This is a genomic window from Kosakonia sp. LAM2021, assembly GCF_016620385.1.
GTDB classification, from domain to species: domain Bacteria; phylum Pseudomonadota; class Gammaproteobacteria; order Enterobacterales; family Enterobacteriaceae; genus Kosakonia; species Kosakonia sacchari.
The window spans coordinates 81,175-100,642 of sequence record NZ_JAENHT010000006.1 but is presented as its reverse complement, the minus strand read 5'-3'; the positions used below and the strand labels follow the sequence as shown (position 1 = coordinate 100,642).

The window sequence follows — 19,468 nt, the reverse complement described above, 5'->3', positions numbered from 1 at the left end:
GGTTTTCTCTTATTCCACAAAGACGTGCGGATAGAAACGGGAGAGATCCTGCGTTATCAATGCGCGATCTTCGCGAATGCCGATCCCGGCGGGTTGATCGTTGATAAGCCAGCTGCCAATCAGCGTATAGCTGTCGCCGAATTTGGGTAGCGGGCAGAATTGCTGCACGATCATGCCTTCTTCGCCGTACGGCCCTTCAACCGCTTCGACCGTTTTGCCGTTTTCAATAATCGACACATTGGCGCCTTCACGGGAGAAAATGGGTTTAACAACATATTTTTCCATCTCCGGGTACGCGTCTTCGGCAAAATAAGCCGGCAGCAGGTTCGGATGGTCCGGGAACATTTCCCACAACATCGGCAACAGTGCTTTGTTGGAAATAATGCTTTTCCAGGCGGGTTCCAGCCAGCGTACGCCTGCGTCTTCCAGCTTGGTAGAGAACATTTCGCGCAGCATATATTCCCACGGATAGAGCTTAAACAGGTTACCAATCACCTGGTCTTGCAAATCCGTGAACTGGCCTTTTTCCCCGAGACCGATATCTTCGATATAAAGGAATTCTGACGCCAGCTCTGCTTCTGCCGCACAATCCTGCAAATACTGCACCGTACCGCGATCTTCGACCGTATCGCGGCAGCAGGTGAAATGCAGCAACTGAAAACCGTGCTGCTCACGCAACTCGGCAAAACGCTCAATCAGCTTCTCTTGCAGGCTATTAAACTGATCGCTGCCTTGCGGCAGGTTGCCGGCATTGAGCTGATCTTCCAGCCAAATCCACTGGAAGAACGCTGCTTCATACAGCGAAGTCGGCGTATCAGCATTATTTTCCAGCAGCTTAGGTTCGCCCACGCCATCCCAGGCGAGATCGAGGCGCGAATACAAAGAGGGCTGATGCGTGGCCCATGACTGGCGCACAAAACTCCAGGTGTGCTTAGGAATGCGAAACTTCGCCATCAGCTCATCGCTGGCAACAACTTTCTCCACCACCTTCAGGCACATCTGATGCAATTCTGCGGTCACGTCTTCGAGCTTCTCGACCTGCGCGAGCGTCAGCTTGTAATAGGCATCCTCACACCAGTAGGGCTCGCCGTACATGGTGTGAAAATTGAAGCCGTACTCGGTGGCTTTTTCGCGCCAGTCCGGACGCTCGGTAATACTGATTCTTTCCATGGCGCTTAGCCGCCCATTGAACGGGTGGTTGTACCGCTGGCGCTACGCTGCATGGTGCTTTGCTTCGCCACAGACTCACCAAAGCCGCCGCGCGTTACCGTGGTGGTGGTCGCCGGTTTCGGCGCCATCGCTGTTTTCGGTACGTTCATGGTACGGCCAGGCTGCGCTGCGCCGTAACCTTTACCGGAAGCATCGGTGTACTGACCATAAGCCGGACTTGCCGGGTTACGCGAGCTGAACAGTGGCTGCTGCGCAAAGCCCGCGCCGCCGCCCATCATACGACCCATCATGTAACCGGCCATTAGCGGCATCCAGAAGCTGCCGCTGGACTGCGCCTGAGCCTGGTTTTCCGGCGCTACGCCCGCCTGCACCGGTGCTGCCTGGCACTGACCTTCACCGAACTCGGCGACGCAATCTTCACGCGTGGCATATTTCGGTGCGGTACGCTCGGCTTCTTTCAGCGCGTTGTTATACGCGGTGGTACATTCCGCGCTTTTCCCCGGGTTTGCCGATGAGCAATCATCCGCGTTTTGATACAGGGAAACTGTCTCGTCACTTTTTTCACAACCCGCCAGCATAAAAACGGCGGTAACCGCCAGCGCGACAGGCGTCAGATGGCGCGCGCTCCAGCTTTTACGGAACGTCGCGTGTTGGATGTTTTTTGTCCGTTTCATTGTAATATTCCTGGGCCCCAAAGGTATAAGTAAACGGTCAGGATAGAGGATGCGGGGGGGAAGTTAAAGCAAGGAGGGGAGGCCTTTACGTTGCCTTACGTAAAAACGGGGGCTTGATGCCCCCGTTGTCGAAAAGTACTGCTTAACGTTTCACGCTGGTGCGTACTGCGGCAGGTTGTGCGTTGCCGTTGAAGTTATCAACACTTGCTGCTTGCTGTGCATTTTCAGGCGCGACGCTTTCCGGCGCGGTATCAACCGGTTTACCCAGCGTACTGTTCAGCGCCAGCAGATCCTGCTCGTTCAACGAACCCAGCGCGGATTTGATATTCAACTGGTTGATCAGGTAATTGTAACGCGCGCTGGAGAGCTGCTGCTTGGCGTTATACAGCGTGGTGGTCGCGTCCAGCACATCGACGATAGTACGCGTACCCACAGAGTAACCCGCTTCCATCGCATCCAGAGAACTCTGGGCAGAAACCACCGCCTGTTTGTAGGCGTTGATGCTGCTGATAGAGGCGTTCACGTTGTTAAAGGAGGAACGCACGGTCTGCACCACGTTGCGGTGCGCGCTTTCCAGTTGCTCGCTCGCGCCAACAAAGTTGTACTGCGCCTGTTTCACCTGCGAACTTACCTGGCCACCCTGATACAGTGGCAGGGAGAAGCTCAGACCCACTTTATTCTGGCCGGCGTCAACATCCGGGTTTTGCGCGCTTTTTGAACCGCTGTAAGAGGTGTTAGAGACACCTGTTGAGGCGGTTAAATTCAGCGTTGGCAAATGACCATCTTGCGCCTGGCGAATTTGCTCGCGCGCCAGATCCTGGCTCAGACGCGCCTGCAGCAGCGTCAGGTTTCGGTTTTCCGCTTCCTTCAGCAGCGCATTAACGGCTTGCGGTTTATCAGTCTTGAAGTTGTCGACGTTCAGCGAGGCAAGTTGCGGGTAGTAATTACCGGTGACCTGACGCAGCGCTTCTACCATGTTGTCGAGGTTGTTGCGCGCGGTCACTTCGTTCGCCAGTACGGTGTCGTACTGCGAGCGGGCGTTTTGCACATCGGTGATGGCGACCAGGCCAACGTTAAAGCGTTGGGTCGTTTGATCCAACTGGCGGTAGATCGACTGTTTCTGTGCTTCGATGTAGGAAAGCGTATCAATGGCGCTCAGTACGTTGAAATAGGCGGTAGCCGTATTCAAAATCAACGTTTGCTGGTCGGTTTGCCAGGTGACGTCCTGAATACCTGCGGTTTTTTCCTGCAACGTCAGGGCGCGCCATTTCGACATATCAAAAATGGTTTGCGTTAACTGCAAGGACGCACTGGTGACATTCGAATTGACGCCTTTGCTGTCACGGTAGCCATTGGAATAGTCATAATCTGCACCCAAACCGAGCTGAGGCAGTAACGGGCTACGCGCTTCGTTAATCTTTTCAAAAGCAGCATCGCGGTCAGCGGCGGATTTACGCAGATCCGGGTTGCTCAAACGCGCCTGCTGATAAACCTGTAACAGGTTTTCTGCCTGGCTCATGGCGCTGAAGCCGGTCAGGCTCAGGCCGATAAGGAGGGGGAGCAATTTCTTCATTTGCATTCCTTGTTGTGAAGCAGTATTAGCGCTGGTCTAAATTAGAAAAAATAATCGCCGATTCTACCAGATAGTGGCACCGCTTAAGCTTGGCGTAACGTGCCATCGGCGTAAATATGCATCAATCTATCACATAGCACTTGAAACGATAGCTATACAGGCTTGAAATCTACTGTTTTGTCATTATTTCAAAAGAGATGCCGCCCATGAGTAAGCCAGTAACATCCGCAGTGACTTTCACAAAAAACGATGTAGAAATTATTGCACGGGAAACACTCTATAGCGGTTTTTTTTCGCTCGATCTATACCGCTTTCGCCACCGATTATTCAATGGCGAAATGAGCGGTGAAGTTCGCCGTGAAATTTTTGAACGCGGTCATGCCGCAGTCTTGCTACCCTTTGACCCAGTGCGCGACGAAGTTGTGCTGATCGAACAGATCCGCATTGCGGCGTTTGATACCAGCGAAACCCCATGGTTACTCGAAATGGTGGCCGGCATGATTGAAGAGGGCGAAAGCGATGAAGATGTTGTGCGTCGCGAAGCCATCGAAGAGGCCGGTCTGCACGTTGGTCGTGTGAAAAGAATGTTGAGTTATTTGGCCAGCCCCGGCGGCACCAGCGAGCGTTCCGCCGTGTTGGTGGGCGAAGTGGATGCCACGCAGGCCTCGGGTATACATGGTCTGGTGGATGAAAACGAAGATATTCGTGTTCATGTGGTGAGCCGGGAACAGGCTTACCAGTGGGTAGAAGAGGGGAAAATCGACAACGCAGCGTCTGTCATTGCCCTGCAATGGCTGCAACTGCATCATGAGAGCTTACGAAACGAGTGGAAAAAATGAAGCGTTATACACCTGACTTCCCAGAAATGATGCGCCTGTGCGAAACCAATTTCGCCCAGTTGCGCCGCTTGCTGCCGCGTAATGACGTAGCGGGCGAAACGGTGAGCTATCAGGTGACCAACGCGCAGTACCGGTTAACGATAGTCGAGTCCACCCGCTACACTACGCTTGTGGAAATTGAGCAGACCGCACCATCGATTAGTTACTGGAGCTTGCCGTCAATGACGGTGCGCCTTTATCACGATGCGATGGTGGCTGAAGTGTGTTCGAGCCAGCAGATCTTCCGTTTCAAAGCGCGTTATGATTATCCGAATAAAAAGTTGCATCAACGCGACGAAAAGCATCAAATTAACCAGTTTCTGGCCGATTGGCTGCGTTACTGTTTAGCACATGGAGCAATGGCGATTCCGGTTTGTTAGCGTCGTGAAACCTAAGGACACCATTTGGAAAGCCTGTTAAACCTCTCTCTGGCGGGTGAGCCCAGAGTGAGGGTATTACAAATAACTGATTCTCACCTGTTTGCCGAAAAGCATGAAACGTTGTTAGGGGTGAATACCTGGGAAAGCTATCAGGCGGTACTGGAGGCTATCCGCTCTCAGCAGCGTGAATGCGATCTTATTGTCGCCACCGGCGACCTGGCACAGGACCATACCGCTGCGGCTTATCAGCTTTTCGCTGATGGTATCGCAAGCTTTGACGCGCCCTGCGTTTGGCTGCCCGGTAACCACGATTTCCAGCCCGCCATGTACAGCGCGTTGCAGGATGCGGGGATCTCGCCGGCGAAACGCGTTTTTATCGGCGATCACTGGCAAATTCTGCTGCTGGACAGCCAGGTCTTTGGCGTACCGCACGGTGAATTGAGTGAGTTCCAACTCGACTGGCTGGAGAAGAAACTCACCGACAGCCCGCAGCGCCACACCTTATTGCTGCTCCATCACCATCCACTCCCTTCCGGCTGCAGTTGGCTCGATCAACACAGCCTGCGTAACGCGGGTGAGCTGGATAACGTGTTACAGCGTTTTCCGCAGGTGCGGTATCTGTTGTGCGGGCATATTCACCAGGAGCTGGATCTCGACTGGAACGGCCGCCGTCTGCTGGCGACGCCATCGACCTGTGTTCAGTTTAAACCGCACTGCGCTAACTTCACGCTTGATACCATCGCGCCCGGCTGGCGCTGGCTGGATCTCTACCCGGACGGAACGTTGCACACAGAAGTTTGCCGTCTGGAAAGCACCCGGTTCAGGCCGGATACCGCTTCAGAAGGTTACTGATGTCCACGCTTCTTTATCTGCACGGGTTTAATAGTTCGCCGCGTTCCGCTAAGGCGACGCTGCTTTCGCAATGGCTGGCGCAGCATCACCCGGAGATCAACGTGATTGTGCCGCAACTGCCGCCTTACCCTGCTGCGGCGGCAGAATTGCTGGAGTCACTGGTGCTGGCGCAGGGCGGAAAACAGCTTGGTATCGTCGGCTCTTCGCTCGGGGGTTATTACGCCACCTGGCTTTCGCAATGTTTCATGTTACCTGCGGTGGTGGTGAATCCTGCGGTACGGCCATTTGAATTGCTGGCAGATTATCTTGGCAATAACGAGAACCCCTACACAGGGCAGCAATATGTGCTAGAGTCTCGCCATATTTACGAGCTCAAAGTGATGCAAGTTGACCCGCTCGAAGCGCCGGATTTAATCTGGTTGCTACAACAAACCGGGGACGAAGTGCTGGATTACCGCCAGGCGGTGGCATATTACGATGCCTGCCGTCAGACAGTGGAAGAGGGCGGAAACCATGCCTTTGTGGGCTTTGAGAATCATTTCACACAGATTATCGATTTCCTTGGGCTGCATTGAGCTATCAGGGAAACGATGCGGTCACTATCTACGAACAAACCATGACGCAATCCTATAACGCTGATGCCATAGAGGTACTCACCGGGCTTGAGCCGGTTCGCCGCCGTCCGGGGATGTACACCGATACCACGCGCCCTAACCACCTGGGCCAGGAAGTTATTGATAACAGCGTCGATGAAGCGCTGGCGGGCCACGCTAAGCGCGTGGACGTGATCCTGCACGCCGATCAGTCGCTGGAAGTTATCGATGACGGGCGCGGTATGCCGGTGGATATCCACCCGGAAGAGGGCGTTCCGGCCGTTGAGCTGATCCTCTGTCGTCTGCACGCCGGCGGTAAATTCTCCAATAAAAACTACCAGTTCTCTGGTGGTTTGCATGGCGTTGGCATCTCGGTGGTTAACGCCTTGTCCCGCCGCGTGGAAGTGACTGTCAAACGTGACGGCCAGGTCTATAGCATCGCGTTTGAAAACGGTGAAAAAGTGCAGGATCTGCAAGTGATCGGCACCTGTGGTAAACGCAATACCGGCACCAGCGTGCATTTCTGGCCGGATGAATCCTTCTTTGATAGCCCGCGTTTTTCCGTTTCCCGTTTGACGCATCTGCTGAAAGCCAAAGCCGTTCTTTGCCCGGGGGTTGAGATCACCTTTAAAGATGAGGTGAACAACGCCGAGCAGCGCTGGTGCTACCAGGATGGCCTGAACGATTATTTGTGCGAAGCGGTTAATGGCCTGCCGACGCTACCGGAGAAACCGTTTATCGGCAATTTCTCTGCTGAGACGGAAGCGGTGGATTGGGCCCTGCTGTGGCTGCCGGAAGGCGGCGAGCTGCTGACGGAAAGCTATGTCAACCTGATCCCCACCATGCAGGGCGGCACGCACGTTAACGGCCTGCGTCAGGGGTTGCTGGACGCGATGCGCGAATTCTGCGAATACCGCAATATCTTGCCGCGCGGCGTGAAGCTGTCAGCGGAAGATATCTGGGATCGCTGCGCTTATGTGCTGTCGGTGAAGATGCAGGATCCGCAGTTCGCCGGGCAGACCAAAGAGCGATTATCTTCTCGTCAGTGCGCCGCGTTTGTTTCTGGCGTGGTGAAAGACGCATTCAGCCTGTGGCTGAACCAGAATATTCAAACGGCGGAACTGCTGGCGGAGATGGCCATCTCCAGCGCCCAGCGCCGTATGCGGGCCGCCAAAAAAGTGGTGCGCAAAAAGTTGACCAGCGGCCCGGCGCTGCCTGGCAAACTGGCGGATTGTACCGCGCAGGATCTGAGCCGCACCGAACTGTTCCTCGTGGAAGGTGACTCGGCGGGCGGCTCCGCGAAACAGGCGCGCGATCGTGAATACCAGGCGATCATGCCGCTAAAAGGCAAGATCCTGAACACCTGGGAAGTCTCTTCCGATGAAGTGCTGGCCTCGCAAGAAGTACACGACATTTCGGTGGCGATCGGGATCGATCCAGACAGTGACGATCTGAGCCAGTTGCGTTACGGCAAGATCTGTATTCTTGCGGATGCGGATTCCGATGGCTTGCACATTGCAACTTTGCTGTGCGCATTGTTTGTAAAGCACTTCCGCGCGCTGGTGAAAAACGGCCACGTTCATGTGGCGCTGCCGCCGCTGTACCGTATCGACCTCGGTAAAGAGGTTTATTACGCGCTCACGGAAGAAGAAAAAACCGGTGTGCTGGAGCAGTTAAAACGCAAAAAGGGCAAACCGAACGTGCAGCGCTTTAAAGGGCTGGGCGAAATGAATCCGATGCAGTTGCGTGAAACCACGCTTGATCCGAATACCCGTCGCCTTGTGCAACTGGTGATCAGCGACGAAGACGAACAGCAGACCAACGCAATGATGGATATGTTGCTGGCGAAGAAGCGTTCAGAAGATCGCCGCAACTGGCTACAAGAAAAAGGCGATATGGCGGATATTGAAGCCTGATCCCGTCTGAAAGGCTTACCCGGCTAGCGAATGCGCGGGCCGGGTAAGTAAGCAAAGTGCGCAACGGAGCCGCTTTCACCATCAGTTCAGTTTGGGATAGTTGCTCTTCTCGTAGCGATAGATATTGACCAGTGCGCGGCCGCAGTTCGGGCTGCCGTGGCGCAACCCGTCTGACAGGGCGCTTTTCAAATGTGGCAGTTTCATCAACTCTTGCTGAATAAGTTGCGGCAAGATGTCGTTGAACTGATTCACCGCTTCGTTAAATCCGCTCTGAACCCCAACGGCTAAACCGTCTTTAAACCCGTCCAGATACGAACCTCCACCGCCACCTCCAGCGCTTTGCGAGCCTGACAGCCACTCGCCTTCCTGCGCTGCCACCTGCGGCAGATTGCTTTTTGCTTTATCGGACATAAGTCCCCCCTTTTCATGTATATGATTGATTGCGCTGACGGTACAATCAGTCAGCGCCGCCAATGTAGCCCGCTGAAAAAGGGGTTGGTATGCCACAGGAAATTATTTTTTCAGTATTGTTATTTATTTTTAAGTGTGTTATAGGCGCGGTGATTGGCTGACCGATCCCGGCGCAACTTTTACGGAGGCTTATGACGTGGTAATCGACATTCAGGACAGAATTACGAAAATCTTCGAAACCGGCATCTATTACCACGCGGCGCTGCAAAAATATAAAAGCCAGGTTGAGGGTATTGATTACCTGGAAAAAATGGTTGTGCAAAGTTCCATTCCCGCAAAGACGGATTTATGGAATGCGATCAATTTATATTTGACTGAGCATCATCCGTATAAGGCGCAACAAATCTATTTTGTCCTTGCAGGAAAAGCCGCGCATACGGATATTCCGCGTTATGTCAGGATGATGAAACAGGATAGGAGTCTCATCCTGTCATTAGATATTTTATCCGAAGCGTTCAGAAATAAATTAAGTGCCGAGTTACTGCTGGAAAACTATTTTTCCGTGCACCACCTGACAAAAGGCTTTACGGTTTTTGATGAGCAAGCACTCGCAGACATATTGCAAAAGCTGCGTCCGCTGGAGTTAATTCGTAAGGATAATCTGCTGTTCTGCAATCGTATCTCGTGTCAAATAGAAAAACAGAGCGGTTATATTTCTGTTTATTACGATGACAAAAAGACCTCTTTCCGCCAGGCGTTGAAATGGGCTGTGGCGGTTGTCGGCAAGCAAGATGGTCTGGCAACGCTGAGTGAAGCAAAAACCGCGTTAACTCTTAAAAGTTGCGCTGGTATCCTCGCGACATTTGCTTTTGAGAGCCAACGGAAAACTCCCGGCATTGGCAAGCAGCAGTTTTTTAAGCAATTATGTGATAAGTACCCTTATGAAACCGAAGTGGGGTTTGCCGATACGCGCTTTATAACTCGCGCACAAGAGAAGATTGATGAGATAAAAAACGTTATTTCTCAGTTCTATGAAATCAATAAAGATGATAAAGCGCGTGAGGCATTTTCAACTTCTGAACAGCCAAAGATTGAGTCACAGGATAATGTCGATCCGCACACCAGAGTAAAAAGCGCCTTATCCGTTTATGTGAATTATTATGCCTATCTTTTGGCAAACCATGAGTTCTTCCGCGCGTTGTATACCGTAAGAACGGCTATCGATACTGAATTACAACGATGCAAAATAAGCGAAGCGCAAAGGAAATCTGATTTATTATCAATTCTCAACGGCGCTCATATTATTGATGATCCTAAGGTTAAAGCTATTGAGCAAAAATATGCCGCTGTACTTGAAAAAATTAATGCAGTATCGCCCGATTTTAAATGCTGGGGGTATTTTTTCTGTGAAGATTTTGTTCCCTCTCTTCCGGGAATTATTACCCTCTTTTCGCAGCTGAAAATATCCTGTGGCGATGATTTTTCTCAGCTTACACATGCTGATATTTCGCCTGATAAAATAAATATCGATCTTGAATTGTCGATATTTATAAATAAATTTTTGCCTCAGCTAAATACGTTTACTGCTTCAATGTATGGCTGTGGAAACCCGGCGAAAATCCTGCCACATAACAATAAAGAGGATGTCGTGGGCAATATTCAGGCCGCGCTCGATCTTTTTGATGGCCACTTACTGCGGCACTATCTTTCCCATGTCACGCTGGATAATAAACTGAAAAAGCTCGAAGAGTTGTTATGGGGTATGCATTACCACTATGAGAAGGCGTGGGGGGCAGTAAAAATCACCGATGATAAATGCCTGCAGCAAATCGATGCGTGGTATGACGAACCGGTTTCTGCAAACCGTTTTCAGCAGGGGAAAAAAGCGGCCAGGAAATTGATTAATAGCTTCATGTCGCCGATGGAAAATGCAGGTGGGCACTAAGCATGGGCACCTATGCCTCAACAGAAGTAGCGCGATTTTTCCGGTATTGCAGCGGCGTTTCGCCAATGCCTTTCTTAAACGCACTGATAAAGTAAGTCACATCTGAAAAGCCCACTTCGCTGGCGATATGATGAATGGCCAGCGCGCTATGCAATAGCAAGTCGCACGCTTTGCGCAAGCGCAAAGTGTTCAGATACTGGTGAATAGGTTCGCCGGTCTCAAAATGGAAACGGCGCGAGACATAGCTGCGGGATTTTCCCAACTCCTGCGCCAGCCGCGCAAGACTGAATTTCTGCCGGTAATTCTCCTCCAGCCAGAACATTACCGGTGTGGCAATGCCATTATGTTCATCCGGCAATTTCTGCTTATCTTCTGGCAACATACTCAACAGATTGAGCAACAAACAGGCAACCTGTTCGCCATTCAGACTGTGGTTCTCTGCAAGTCTCGCGTAGCTGCTAAACAGGTGGTCGATATGCGAGTGAATCGCTGCGACATCCATCACCACCGCCGCGCCACCGCGTAACGCGAGATGCTGCAAACGCTGGTGATTGTGCGGGAACGCGCGCAGGTTTTGCAGCACGGCGTGGTGATCAACATGAATAATGGTGCGTCGATAAATGGCCTGCGCTTGCTCATCAACCATCACTTTATGGATGGTGAAAGGCGGAAAGAAAAAGAGTCGCCCAGGCCGCATGGTGTACTGGCGGTTATCAACCATCACCACGCCAAAACCCTCTTCAACGTACAGCACCTCCAGACACTGGTGCCAGTGGTGATAACGCACGGTGTTGGCGAAAAGTCGGCTAAACGACACCACCGCATCGTTTAAGGTGATCAACTCAAGTCGTTCGTTCTGTAATGGCGTCGTCATAGTGCAACCCATCTCAATTTTTACCCCGCAAGATACATTTATAAACCACGGTTTTAAATTTTCTCAACAGAGGGTTCAGGCAAAGCGTGCCGATGTGACAAAGCTAACATTTCCGGTGGTTGTTCATTAACTATCCTTCAGCCACACCATGAAGGAGAGAACGCTATGCAGGCGGCGGAAGTGAAAACATCAAATCCATTGTCATCCCGTGACGATGTGGTCGGCGCGTTGAAGCAGATGCTGGCGGCGCTGGATAAACAGTTTCCGGAAGGGGCGTCGCATTTTCCGCTGGGAGCCACCAGCGCGCATTACAGCGATACGATTGCCGAAATGGAAGGGCTGTCCCGCGCGTTGTGGGGGTTGTTTCCATTAATGGCAGGCGGCGACGCCGAACCCTTCAGTCACAAGTATCTGGCTGCGATCAAACGCGGTGTCGATCCGCAAAGCGCGGGCTACTGGGGCGAAACGGAACCCTACGATCAACGGCTGGTGGAGATGGCGGCTTACGGTCTGGGGCTGGCGCTGTTGGGCGATAAATTTACCGCTTTGCTGGGCGAAGCTGATGTTCGCAATCTGCACCAGTGGCTGAACCAGATCACCGAGGCGCAGATGCCTGACAGCAACTGGAATTTTTTCGCCATCATGGTGCAGCTCGGTTTTAAACGCGCCGGATTACCCTGGGATGCCGCAGCCATTGAACGACGCTTTCGCATGATGGATGCCTATTATCTTGGCGACGGCTGGTATTCCGATGGTCCTGGCCGGCCAAAAGATTACTACATCTCAATGGCATTTCATTTTTACGGGCTGATTTACGCCACGCTGAATGGGGAAGACGATGCAGCGCGCGCGGCGATTCTCCGTGAGCGGGCAACGCTTTTTGCCGAAGATTTTATCTATATGTCAGCGGCGGAGGGCGAATCTGTTCCGTTTGGCCGCAGTCTGACTTACCGCTTTGCGATGGTGGCATTCTGGAGTGCAGTTGCCTTTTCCGGGCTGACGGTGTTTTCTCCTGGCGTGGTGAAAGGGGTTGTTCTGCGCCATTTGCGCTGGTGGTTACAGCAGCCGATTTTCGATCGCGACGGCATTTTAACGCTTGGTTTCGCCTACCCGAACCTTGCGATGTGTGAAGACTACAACTCGCCGGGCTCACCATACTGGGCGCTGAAAGTTTTCCTGATTCTGGCGCTGCCGCAATCAGACGATTTCTGGCAAGCGCCAGAGCTGCCGCTGCCTGCGCTAAACACGCAGCGTACGATTGCGCCTGCCGGGCAGATTATTGTCCATAGCGATCGCTCGCGGCATGTCTGGATGCTCACCGCCGGACAACTGGAACTGAACAATTACGTCAATACCGAGGCGAAATACACAAAGTTTGCTTACTCAAGCCGTTTTGGTTTCACCATTGAACGCGGGCGTTATGGAATTAAACATGCCGCTTGCGACTCGATGCTCTTGCTCAGCGAAGGGGATAATTACTTTCGCGGCCGCCGGGAGTGCGACGAGGTGATTGTGACAGAACAGGCGATTTTCTCGCGCTGGTCGCCATGGTCAGACGTGCATATCGCAAGCTGGCTTATTCCGTGCGGCGACTGGCATCTGCGCGTGCATCGTCTTGATTCCTCGCGTCATTTGCAAAGCGTGGAGGGTGGGTTCGCCGTGCTGAAAGCGCCGCACCGCAACGTGCAGGGCGGTAGCCTGGTGAGCGCGGAAAATGGCGTCAGCGGCATCTTTGAATTACTTGCCACCGCGCCGCGGGAAGCAGACAGCGTGGTCACACCGCCTAACAGCAGCATTATGTTTTCCCCTTGCGCCTCAATTCCGGTGCTGCGTGGAGACATTGCGCCGGGCAGGCAGTGGCTGGCCTGTGCCGTTCAGGCGGCTATTACGGAGCAGGCTTTTGATTTCGTCTTACCGCAGTTGCACATCGAAGAACAGGCGCTGGTGATTAAAAAACCGGGGCAGAAAAATAATATTGTTATTGCCTTTTAATTCCCGGCTACGGCCGGGCTATGAACTCTGAACCCTACATGCTTTCATCGAGGATAGTATGGAAAAGATCGCGATAAATAATAAAGCCGAATATTACAAAATCAGTAGCTTTATCTTTCTCTATTTTTTTACCTGGTCTGCAAGTATCGGCCTGCTGGCTATCTGGTTAGGACAAAAAGCCAATCTTAGCGGTACGGTTATTGGCACAGTATTCGCTATTAACGGGATCTTTTCCGTTATTTTGAAACCGATCTACGGTTATATTCTGGATAAAATCGGCATGAGCAAATACTTGCTCTATTTTGTGGTGCTGATGTCAGCGCTAATGGCACCGTTTTTTATCTACGTTTATCAACCGTTATTAATTTCAAATACCTTGCTGGGCATTATTGTTGGCGCTATCTATTTAAGTTTTGCCTGGTATGCGGGCGTCGCCGCCTGTGAATCTTATACCGACCGCTACAGCCGTTTAAACGGCATGGAGTTTGGCCAAATCAGGATGTGGGGCTCGCTCGGTTGGGCGGTGGCGTCCTCGTTCTCCGGCCTGCTGTTTAACCTCTCACCGGCGTATAACTTCATCATGGGATCGGTCGCGTCGCTTATCATGCTGGCGGTGCTGCTGAGCCTGAAAGTCAACGTTAACGCCGCCAACGCCAGCGAGGTGCTGACCAAGGAGAAAATCGCTCCGGCGGATGTCTACGCCCTGCTGCGTAACCGCAAATTCTGGGCATTTTGTCTGTACGTTGCCGGTGTGGCGTGGATGATGTTTATCGCCGAGCAACAGTTCTCTCGTTATTTCGTCACCTTCTTTGATGACGTTCATCAGGGTAATGCCGTGTTTGGTTACCTGGGCACGGTGCAATCCGGTATGGAATTCGTCATGTATATGGTGATCCCGCTATTTGTGAATTTCATCGGCGCGAAACGCGGGTTATTGATTGTCGGGCTGGTGGTGGGCGCGCGGTTGATTATTTCCGGACTGTGCGAATCGCATCTGCTTATTTCAGTATTAAAACCATTATACGGTCTTGAGATTTGTCTGCTGCTGGTATCGGTATTTAAATACATTGCTGAACATTTCGATAAACGCGTGAATGCCACCATGTATTTATTGGGCTACCAGGCAATGTTATATGTCGGTAACGTCGTGGTCTCTTCCCCGGCTGGTATTTTGTATGACCGTATCGGTTTTGAAAATACCTATATTATTATGGGCTGCGTGGCACTGACCTTCACATTAATTTCCCTGTTTACGTTATCGGCCTGCCAAAGTAAATGGCGTCAGCATAGCGCACTGGATATCGCGGGAAATAACTAGCGCGTTAACGGCTATTTTAAATTACGCACCAACAAGGAACCGAAATATGTTAAGTAAAATCGTTGAGGAAACGTTACGCGATTATCCCGGCGCACCTGTGGATGCGCAGGTATTTAAAGATGAACTTGATTCTGCGCGTAGCCATACCCTTGAACTGATTCGCCGTCATTTAACGGAATTCGGAGAACACTTTCCTGCCGAAACCTGTGTGCAGGGTTATTACCCGTTAACCGACAATGTTGAGTGGACCACCAGTTTCTGGACCGGGCAGCTTTGGCTGGCGTGGGAAATGAGCTGTGATGAGCAGTTCCGCGCGCTGGCAGAGCGCCATGTGCGCTCATTCGGCCTGCGCATTGCCAGGCGCAGCGACACCAATACCCACGATCTCGGCTTCTTATATACGCTTTCGTGCGTGGCAAGCTGGCGGCTGACCGGCAATCGCGATGCGCGCGGTTTCGCCCTGCTGGCGGCAGAAGCGCTGCTGGAGCGCTTCCACCACAAGGCGCAGATTATCCAGGCGTGGGGCGATCTGCGCGATCCTGAACAAGCCGGGCGGATGATCATCGACTGCAATATGAACCTGCCGCTGCTCTACTGGGCGACAGAACAGACCGGGGACCGGCGCTTTGCCGATGCGGCGCAAGCCCATGTGCGGCAGGCGGCGAAATACCTGATTCGCGAAGATGCCTCCACGTTTCACACGTACTATATGGATATCAACACCGGTGCGCCGCGTTACGGCAATACGCAGCAGGGCTACGCGGATGATTCCTGCTGGTCGCGCGGGCAGGCGTGGGGGATTTACGGTTTTCTGCTGAGCTTTATCTACACCGGCGATCAAGAGATGGTGATGCTGTCGAAACGGCTGGCGAACTACTTTCTCAACCGCTTGCCGGAAGATGCGGTGTGCCACTGGGATCTGGCGCTGGTCGGCACCGATGCGCTGCGCGATTCGTCATCGGCGGCGATTGCCGTATGTGGGTTACTGGAGCTGGTTAAGCATCTGCCCGTTACCGATCCGGACAGAGAACGCTACCAGCAGTGGGCAATGCGTATTATGTCATCGCTTAATAAGCACTATCTGGCGGGAAAAAACGAAGCGACCACCGGGTTGCTGAAACATTCCGTGTATCACCTGGCGAGCAATAAGGGCGTTGATGAGTGTAGTAGCTGGGGGGATTACTTCTATGTGGAAGCGCTGATGCGCTTTTCGCAGAGCTGGAAACTCTACTGGTAAAAGCAGTGTCCCTCTCTGTAAACGGAGAGGGACAAACGCTTAGAGACCCGCTTCCAGGATGCGGATATGCGTCTCAAGCACGTCGCCTTTTACCGCTTCGCTCCACGCTTTCATATGCGGTGTCTGCAGGTGCGCTTCAAGGTGCGCGACGCTTTCCCACAGTTCCACCATCATGATGGAGTCCGGCGCGGTCGCCTGAAAACTTACGTTAGCCGCATGATCGACCAGCGGCGCGTAGCCGTGGCAACCCGCTTCCTGCAACACGACCGGTACAATCTTGGCGAATTCATCAAGTACCGCCTGGCGGTGATGCTGTCCTGGACGGGTACGGATTTCTGCAATTACTGTCAACATGATTAACCTACTCCCTATAAGTCCAGCTTCACAGTTAAGCAAAAATCTCACTCAGATGCTTGCGATATTCTGCGATATAGCGTGGCACGTCCGGCATTTTAATCACGTCATTCACGATAAAGGTTGGCAGTGCGTCCATACCCAGGAACTGGTTCGCTTTGTGGAATGGCAGGTAAACCCCGTCAACGCCCACGCCGTGGAAGAACTGTTCTTTATCCGTAAACGCGTCCATCGGCGCGTTCCAGGTCAGCGACAGCATATAGGTTTTACCCTGAATCAGGCCGCCAGAACCGTATTTTTTCGAAGCGTCAGAACGCGTGCGACCGTCGCTGGCGTACAGCGAACCGTGGCCTTCGGTGAACACGTCGTCCATATATTTTTTAACGGTCCACGGTGCGCCCATCCACCAGCCTGGCATCTGCCAGATAATGGTGTCAGCCCACAAGAAGTTCTCTACTTCCGCTTTGATGTCGTAATCGCCGTCGGTACGTACGGTTTTAACATCATGCCCGGCGTCGCGCAGAAAGCTTTCCGCGACCTCGGTCAGGGTGTCATTCAGTTGGCCGTTAGAGTGCGCGAATTTTTTCGCACCATTGATAATTAAGATATTGCTCATGAGAAATCCTTGGTTAAATGCGTTTGACGGCGATTTTAACCGCATCAACGGTGCGGAAAAATTGGCAAAACGTGCAAAGACTTTTGCTTGAGCCGCAATAAACGCCGCTACCAGCTCACCTGCGCGATAAACCCGCCTTGCGGATGATTGCCAAACGCGACGCGCATGTGATGCAGGCCGGCAATGCGTTGCACAATCGATAACCCCAGCCCACTGCCGGTTTGCGTTTGTCCCGGCGGGCGGTAAAAACGCTCGCCAATGCGCGCCAGCGCGTCATCGTCAATACCGGGGCCATTATCGCGAACGCTAAACTCAGTAGCGTCCAGCGTCACATCGACCACGCTGCCTGGCGGGCTGTAGCGAATGGCATTATCCAGCAGGTTACGCACCAGCAAACTCAGCAAAAGCGGTTGCGCCTGGCGGCTGGCCGCAGGAGCATTGAGATGCAGGCGTATATCGATACCTGCTTGCTGCGCCGTGGGGTAAATCTCCATTACCGCCGATTGCAGCAGGGAAGCCAGCGAAACCTCTTCGACGTCAGCAAGGTTGCTCAGGGAGTCGAGCCGGGAGAGCGTCAGTAATTGATCCACCAGACGCGTGGCGCGATCGATACCCACGTGCAACTGGGCAAGGGCTTTTTGCTGTGCGGCGGGATCGTCATCGGAAAGCTGCGCGACCTCGGTTTGCACTTTCAGCGCCGCCAGCGGGCTGCGTAACTCATGGGCGGCATCGGAAGTAAAGCGCCGTTCACGCTGCATCATGCTCTGCGTACGATCAAAGAGTTGGTTCAGCGCGTCTACTAACGGGCGCACTTCATTGGGAACGCCTTCGCTACTGAGTGGATCGGCACGATCCGGCGCCCGTGAGCGCAGCGCCTGCGCCAGTTTTTTCAGCGGTCGCAATTCAAGGCTCAGCAATACGATCAATAGCGCCAGCATCAGCGGCAGGGCGATAAGCCACGGAGTGAGCTGCGAGGTGATAATCTCCAGCGCCATCTCGTGGCGATAATCCCACTCCTGGCCGACTACCACACGGAATTTCCCGTTCGGCGCAGTGAGCCACAGAAAACGCCATTGATCGTCATCATCACGTAGCTGCCCGTTATCAAACCCTTCCCGCCGGTAGTTGTAGGGGATCGCTTTGCCGTTTTCGCCGTCGTTCAGCAGCATGTTGCCGTCGGTTGAGTAGATAGCGAAAGCCAGCGCATCATCATCCAGGTGGCCGTGTTTGATCTTCTTTTTACCGAGCGCCGGCGCGGCGTTTTTCAGCGGCTCAAACTCCATCACGCTGAGCCGTTTGGCGAACAGCATTTGCTGGGTATCAAACAGTTTGTCGAGTTTATCGCGGGTTTGCTGCCAGGCAACGAGACTGGCGCTGAGCCAGGCGACCATCGACAGCAGCAAAAACAGCATCGTCAGGCGCAGGCGTAAACTCAGCGGACGGGTCAGTTTCATGCGTCTCCCAGGGTATAACCGATGCCATGAACGGTGCGGATAAACGCCGTACCGAGCTTGCGGCGTAAATGGTGTACATGCACTTCCACCGCGTTGCTGGTGACCTCGTCATCCCAGGTATAAAGTTTCTCTTCGATTAATTTACGCGGCAGAACGCGCCCGGCATTGCGCAGCAGCAGCTCCAGCAGAGCGAACTCTTTCGGTTTTAGCGCCAGCGTTTCGCCGTCAAGCGTGGCGACCAGATTACCGGGATCGAGCGTGACGTTGCCGTGGCGCAGCACGCTTTGTGTCTGCCCGTGGCGGCGGCGAATAAGCACTTCGAGCCTTGCCGCCACTTCAACCAGAGCGAACGGTTTGCACAGATAATCATCTGCGCCCAGCCGCAACCCCTCAACGCGCTGGTCGATGGCATCGCGCGCGGTGAGGATCAATACCGGTTCCGCGCGCTTTTGTTCGCGCCAGTCGCGCAGAATATCCAGCCCGTCGATGCCGGGCAGCGTTAAGTCGAGGATCACCGCATCATACGGCGCGCTAAACAGGGCTGCCTTGCCTTGTTTGCCATCGGTAAACCAATCGACGCTGAAGCCTTTTTTGCCGAGCCCGGCTTTTAAACCGTCGCCGATGAGCGTGTCATCTTCCACCAGTAAAATGCGCATTTTGCCTCCTTTTACTCCGTTTTATTGGCAGTAAAACCGCTGCTGGTCGACAATGTACAGCGGAAATAAATCTTTTTTCCCGTTAAGAAGTCGTTAAGGAGTGACGGGTTAAATGGACGTTAACCATCGTAAGGGAGATAAAACATGAAAAAGATTGCTGCACTTGTCGCTGTTCTCACACTCTGTTCCGCACCCGTTTTCGCGGCGAATCCTGGCGGCTTTACCGGACCGGGTGCAACCTCGCAGAGCGGCGGTTTTACCGGGCCGAACGGCAGCAAAGCCACCGTTGAAAGCGCGAAATCACTGCGCGACGACGCCTGGGTGACGCTGCGCGGTAATATTGTCGAGCGCATCTCTGATGATACCTACCTGTTCAAAGATTCGACCGGCACCATCAATGTCGATATCAACCACAAGCGCTGGAACGGCGTGACCGTTGGGCCACAAGATACGGTGGAGATCCAGGGCGAAGTCGATAAGGACTGGAATTCAGTTGAAATCGACGTCAAAGAGATCCGCAAAGTCACTCAGTAAGCGCTAAACGCGCGTGAAAAAATCGCTCATCGCTATGACTC

At 53.0% G+C, this 19,468-nt stretch carries 19 protein-coding genes; 10 read left to right on the top strand and 9 right to left on the bottom strand.

What is annotated here, in order from left to right:
• Positions 1-9: 9 nt before the first annotated feature.
• The 3 genes from JKP81_RS14380 to tolC form a co-directional block, all read right to left on the bottom strand.
• A complete protein-coding gene (locus JKP81_RS14380; RefSeq protein ID WP_200552282.1) occupies positions 10-1,170 on the bottom strand; it encodes a glutathionylspermidine synthase family protein in 1,161 nt (386 codons plus the stop codon).
• A gap of 5 nt (positions 1,171-1,175) precedes the next feature.
• Positions 1,176-1,844 (bottom strand): DUF1190 family protein, encoded by a 669-nt coding sequence (locus JKP81_RS14375; protein ID WP_200552281.1) that lies wholly within the window; start codon positions 1,842-1,844, stop codon positions 1,176-1,178.
• 142 nt (positions 1,845-1,986) lie between these two features.
• Positions 1,987-3,417, bottom strand: a complete 1,431-nt coding sequence (tolC, locus tag JKP81_RS14370) for an outer membrane channel protein TolC (protein ID WP_200552280.1) — start codon at positions 3,415-3,417, stop codon at positions 1,987-1,989.
• Between the two features lie 206 nt (positions 3,418-3,623).
• Between tolC and nudF the strand changes: the two genes are divergently transcribed.
• From nudF to parE, 5 genes are read left to right on the top strand one after another with little or no spacing between them, the layout of a single operon-like run.
• Complete coding sequence (gene nudF / locus JKP81_RS14365) at positions 3,624-4,256, top strand: ADP-ribose diphosphatase (RefSeq protein ID WP_020455286.1); 633 nt, start codon at positions 3,624-3,626, stop codon at positions 4,254-4,256.
• Positions 4,253-4,675, top strand: a complete 423-nt coding sequence (locus tag JKP81_RS14360; protein ID WP_017457456.1) for a DUF1249 family protein — start codon at positions 4,253-4,255, stop codon at positions 4,673-4,675. The genes nudF and JKP81_RS14360 overlap by 4 nt, the downstream gene beginning before the upstream one ends.
• Positions 4,676-4,699: 24 nt before the next feature.
• A complete protein-coding gene (gene cpdA / locus JKP81_RS14355; protein WP_200552279.1) occupies positions 4,700-5,527 on the top strand; it encodes a 3',5'-cyclic-AMP phosphodiesterase in 828 nt (275 codons plus the stop codon).
• On the top strand, positions 5,527-6,102 hold the full coding sequence (yqiA, locus tag JKP81_RS14350; protein ID WP_020455283.1) for an esterase YqiA: 576 nt from the start codon (positions 5,527-5,529) through the stop codon (positions 6,100-6,102). Before cpdA ends, yqiA begins: the two co-directional genes overlap by 1 nt.
• A gap of 41 nt (positions 6,103-6,143) precedes the next feature.
• Positions 6,144-8,036 (top strand): DNA topoisomerase IV subunit B, encoded by a 1,893-nt coding sequence (parE, locus tag JKP81_RS14345; RefSeq protein WP_017457459.1) that lies wholly within the window; start codon positions 6,144-6,146, stop codon positions 8,034-8,036.
• Between the two features lie 81 nt (positions 8,037-8,117).
• Here parE and JKP81_RS14340 read toward each other — a convergent pair whose 3' ends face one another.
• The gene (locus tag JKP81_RS14340; RefSeq protein WP_200552278.1) at positions 8,118-8,447 is read right to left on the bottom strand and encodes a hypothetical protein; all 330 of its coding nucleotides are present in this window, start codon (positions 8,445-8,447) and stop codon (positions 8,118-8,120) included.
• Between the two features lie 196 nt (positions 8,448-8,643).
• Between JKP81_RS14340 and JKP81_RS14335 the strand changes: the two genes are divergently transcribed.
• Positions 8,644-10,392, top strand: coding sequence for a hypothetical protein (locus tag JKP81_RS14335; protein ID WP_200552277.1), 1,749 nt, complete (start codon positions 8,644-8,646; stop codon positions 10,390-10,392).
• A 10-nt stretch (positions 10,393-10,402) separates the two neighbouring features.
• Here JKP81_RS14335 and JKP81_RS14330 read toward each other — a convergent pair whose 3' ends face one another.
• The gene (locus tag JKP81_RS14330) at positions 10,403-11,266 is read right to left on the bottom strand and encodes an AraC family transcriptional regulator (protein ID WP_200552276.1); all 864 of its coding nucleotides are present in this window, start codon (positions 11,264-11,266) and stop codon (positions 10,403-10,405) included.
• Positions 11,267-11,431: 165 nt separating this feature from the next.
• On the opposite strand from JKP81_RS14330, the gene JKP81_RS14325 reads away from it, so the two are divergent.
• Genes JKP81_RS14325 through JKP81_RS14315 form a run of 3 tightly spaced genes read left to right on the top strand, consistent with a single transcriptional unit; the run spans position 11,432 to position 15,813 of the window.
• Positions 11,432-13,258, top strand: a complete 1,827-nt coding sequence (locus JKP81_RS14325; protein WP_200552275.1) for a DUF2264 domain-containing protein — start codon at positions 11,432-11,434, stop codon at positions 13,256-13,258.
• 58 nt (positions 13,259-13,316) lie between these two features.
• Entirely contained in the window at positions 13,317-14,576 is a 1,260-nt protein-coding gene (locus JKP81_RS14320) for an oligosaccharide MFS transporter (protein ID WP_200552274.1), read from the top strand.
• 46 nt (positions 14,577-14,622) lie between these two features.
• Entirely contained in the window at positions 14,623-15,813 is a 1,191-nt protein-coding gene (locus tag JKP81_RS14315) for a glycoside hydrolase family 88 protein (protein WP_200552273.1), read from the top strand.
• A 39-nt stretch (positions 15,814-15,852) separates the two neighbouring features.
• On the opposite strand, the gene JKP81_RS14310 is transcribed toward JKP81_RS14315, so the two are convergent.
• The 4 genes from JKP81_RS14310 to qseB form a co-directional block, all read right to left on the bottom strand.
• Positions 15,853-16,167, bottom strand: a complete 315-nt coding sequence (locus JKP81_RS14310) for a putative quinol monooxygenase (protein WP_200552272.1) — start codon at positions 16,165-16,167, stop codon at positions 15,853-15,855.
• A 34-nt stretch (positions 16,168-16,201) separates the two neighbouring features.
• Positions 16,202-16,783, bottom strand: coding sequence for an NAD(P)H-dependent oxidoreductase (locus tag JKP81_RS14305; RefSeq protein ID WP_200552271.1), 582 nt, complete (start codon positions 16,781-16,783; stop codon positions 16,202-16,204).
• A gap of 107 nt (positions 16,784-16,890) precedes the next feature.
• Positions 16,891-18,237: a quorum sensing histidine kinase QseC gene (gene qseC / locus JKP81_RS14300; protein WP_200552270.1), complete on the bottom strand. Its 1,347-nt coding sequence runs from the start codon at positions 18,235-18,237 to the stop codon at positions 16,891-16,893.
• The gene (gene qseB, locus JKP81_RS14295; protein WP_200552269.1) at positions 18,234-18,893 is read right to left on the bottom strand and encodes a quorum sensing response regulator transcription factor QseB; all 660 of its coding nucleotides are present in this window, start codon (positions 18,891-18,893) and stop codon (positions 18,234-18,236) included. The genes qseC and qseB overlap by 4 nt, the downstream gene beginning before the upstream one ends.
• 144 nt (positions 18,894-19,037) lie before the next feature.
• Here qseB and JKP81_RS14290 point away from each other — a divergent pair, with 144 nt between their 5' ends.
• Positions 19,038-19,427, top strand: a complete 390-nt coding sequence (locus JKP81_RS14290; protein WP_200552268.1) for a YgiW/YdeI family stress tolerance OB fold protein — start codon at positions 19,038-19,040, stop codon at positions 19,425-19,427.
• Positions 19,428-19,468: the final 41 nt, after the last annotated feature.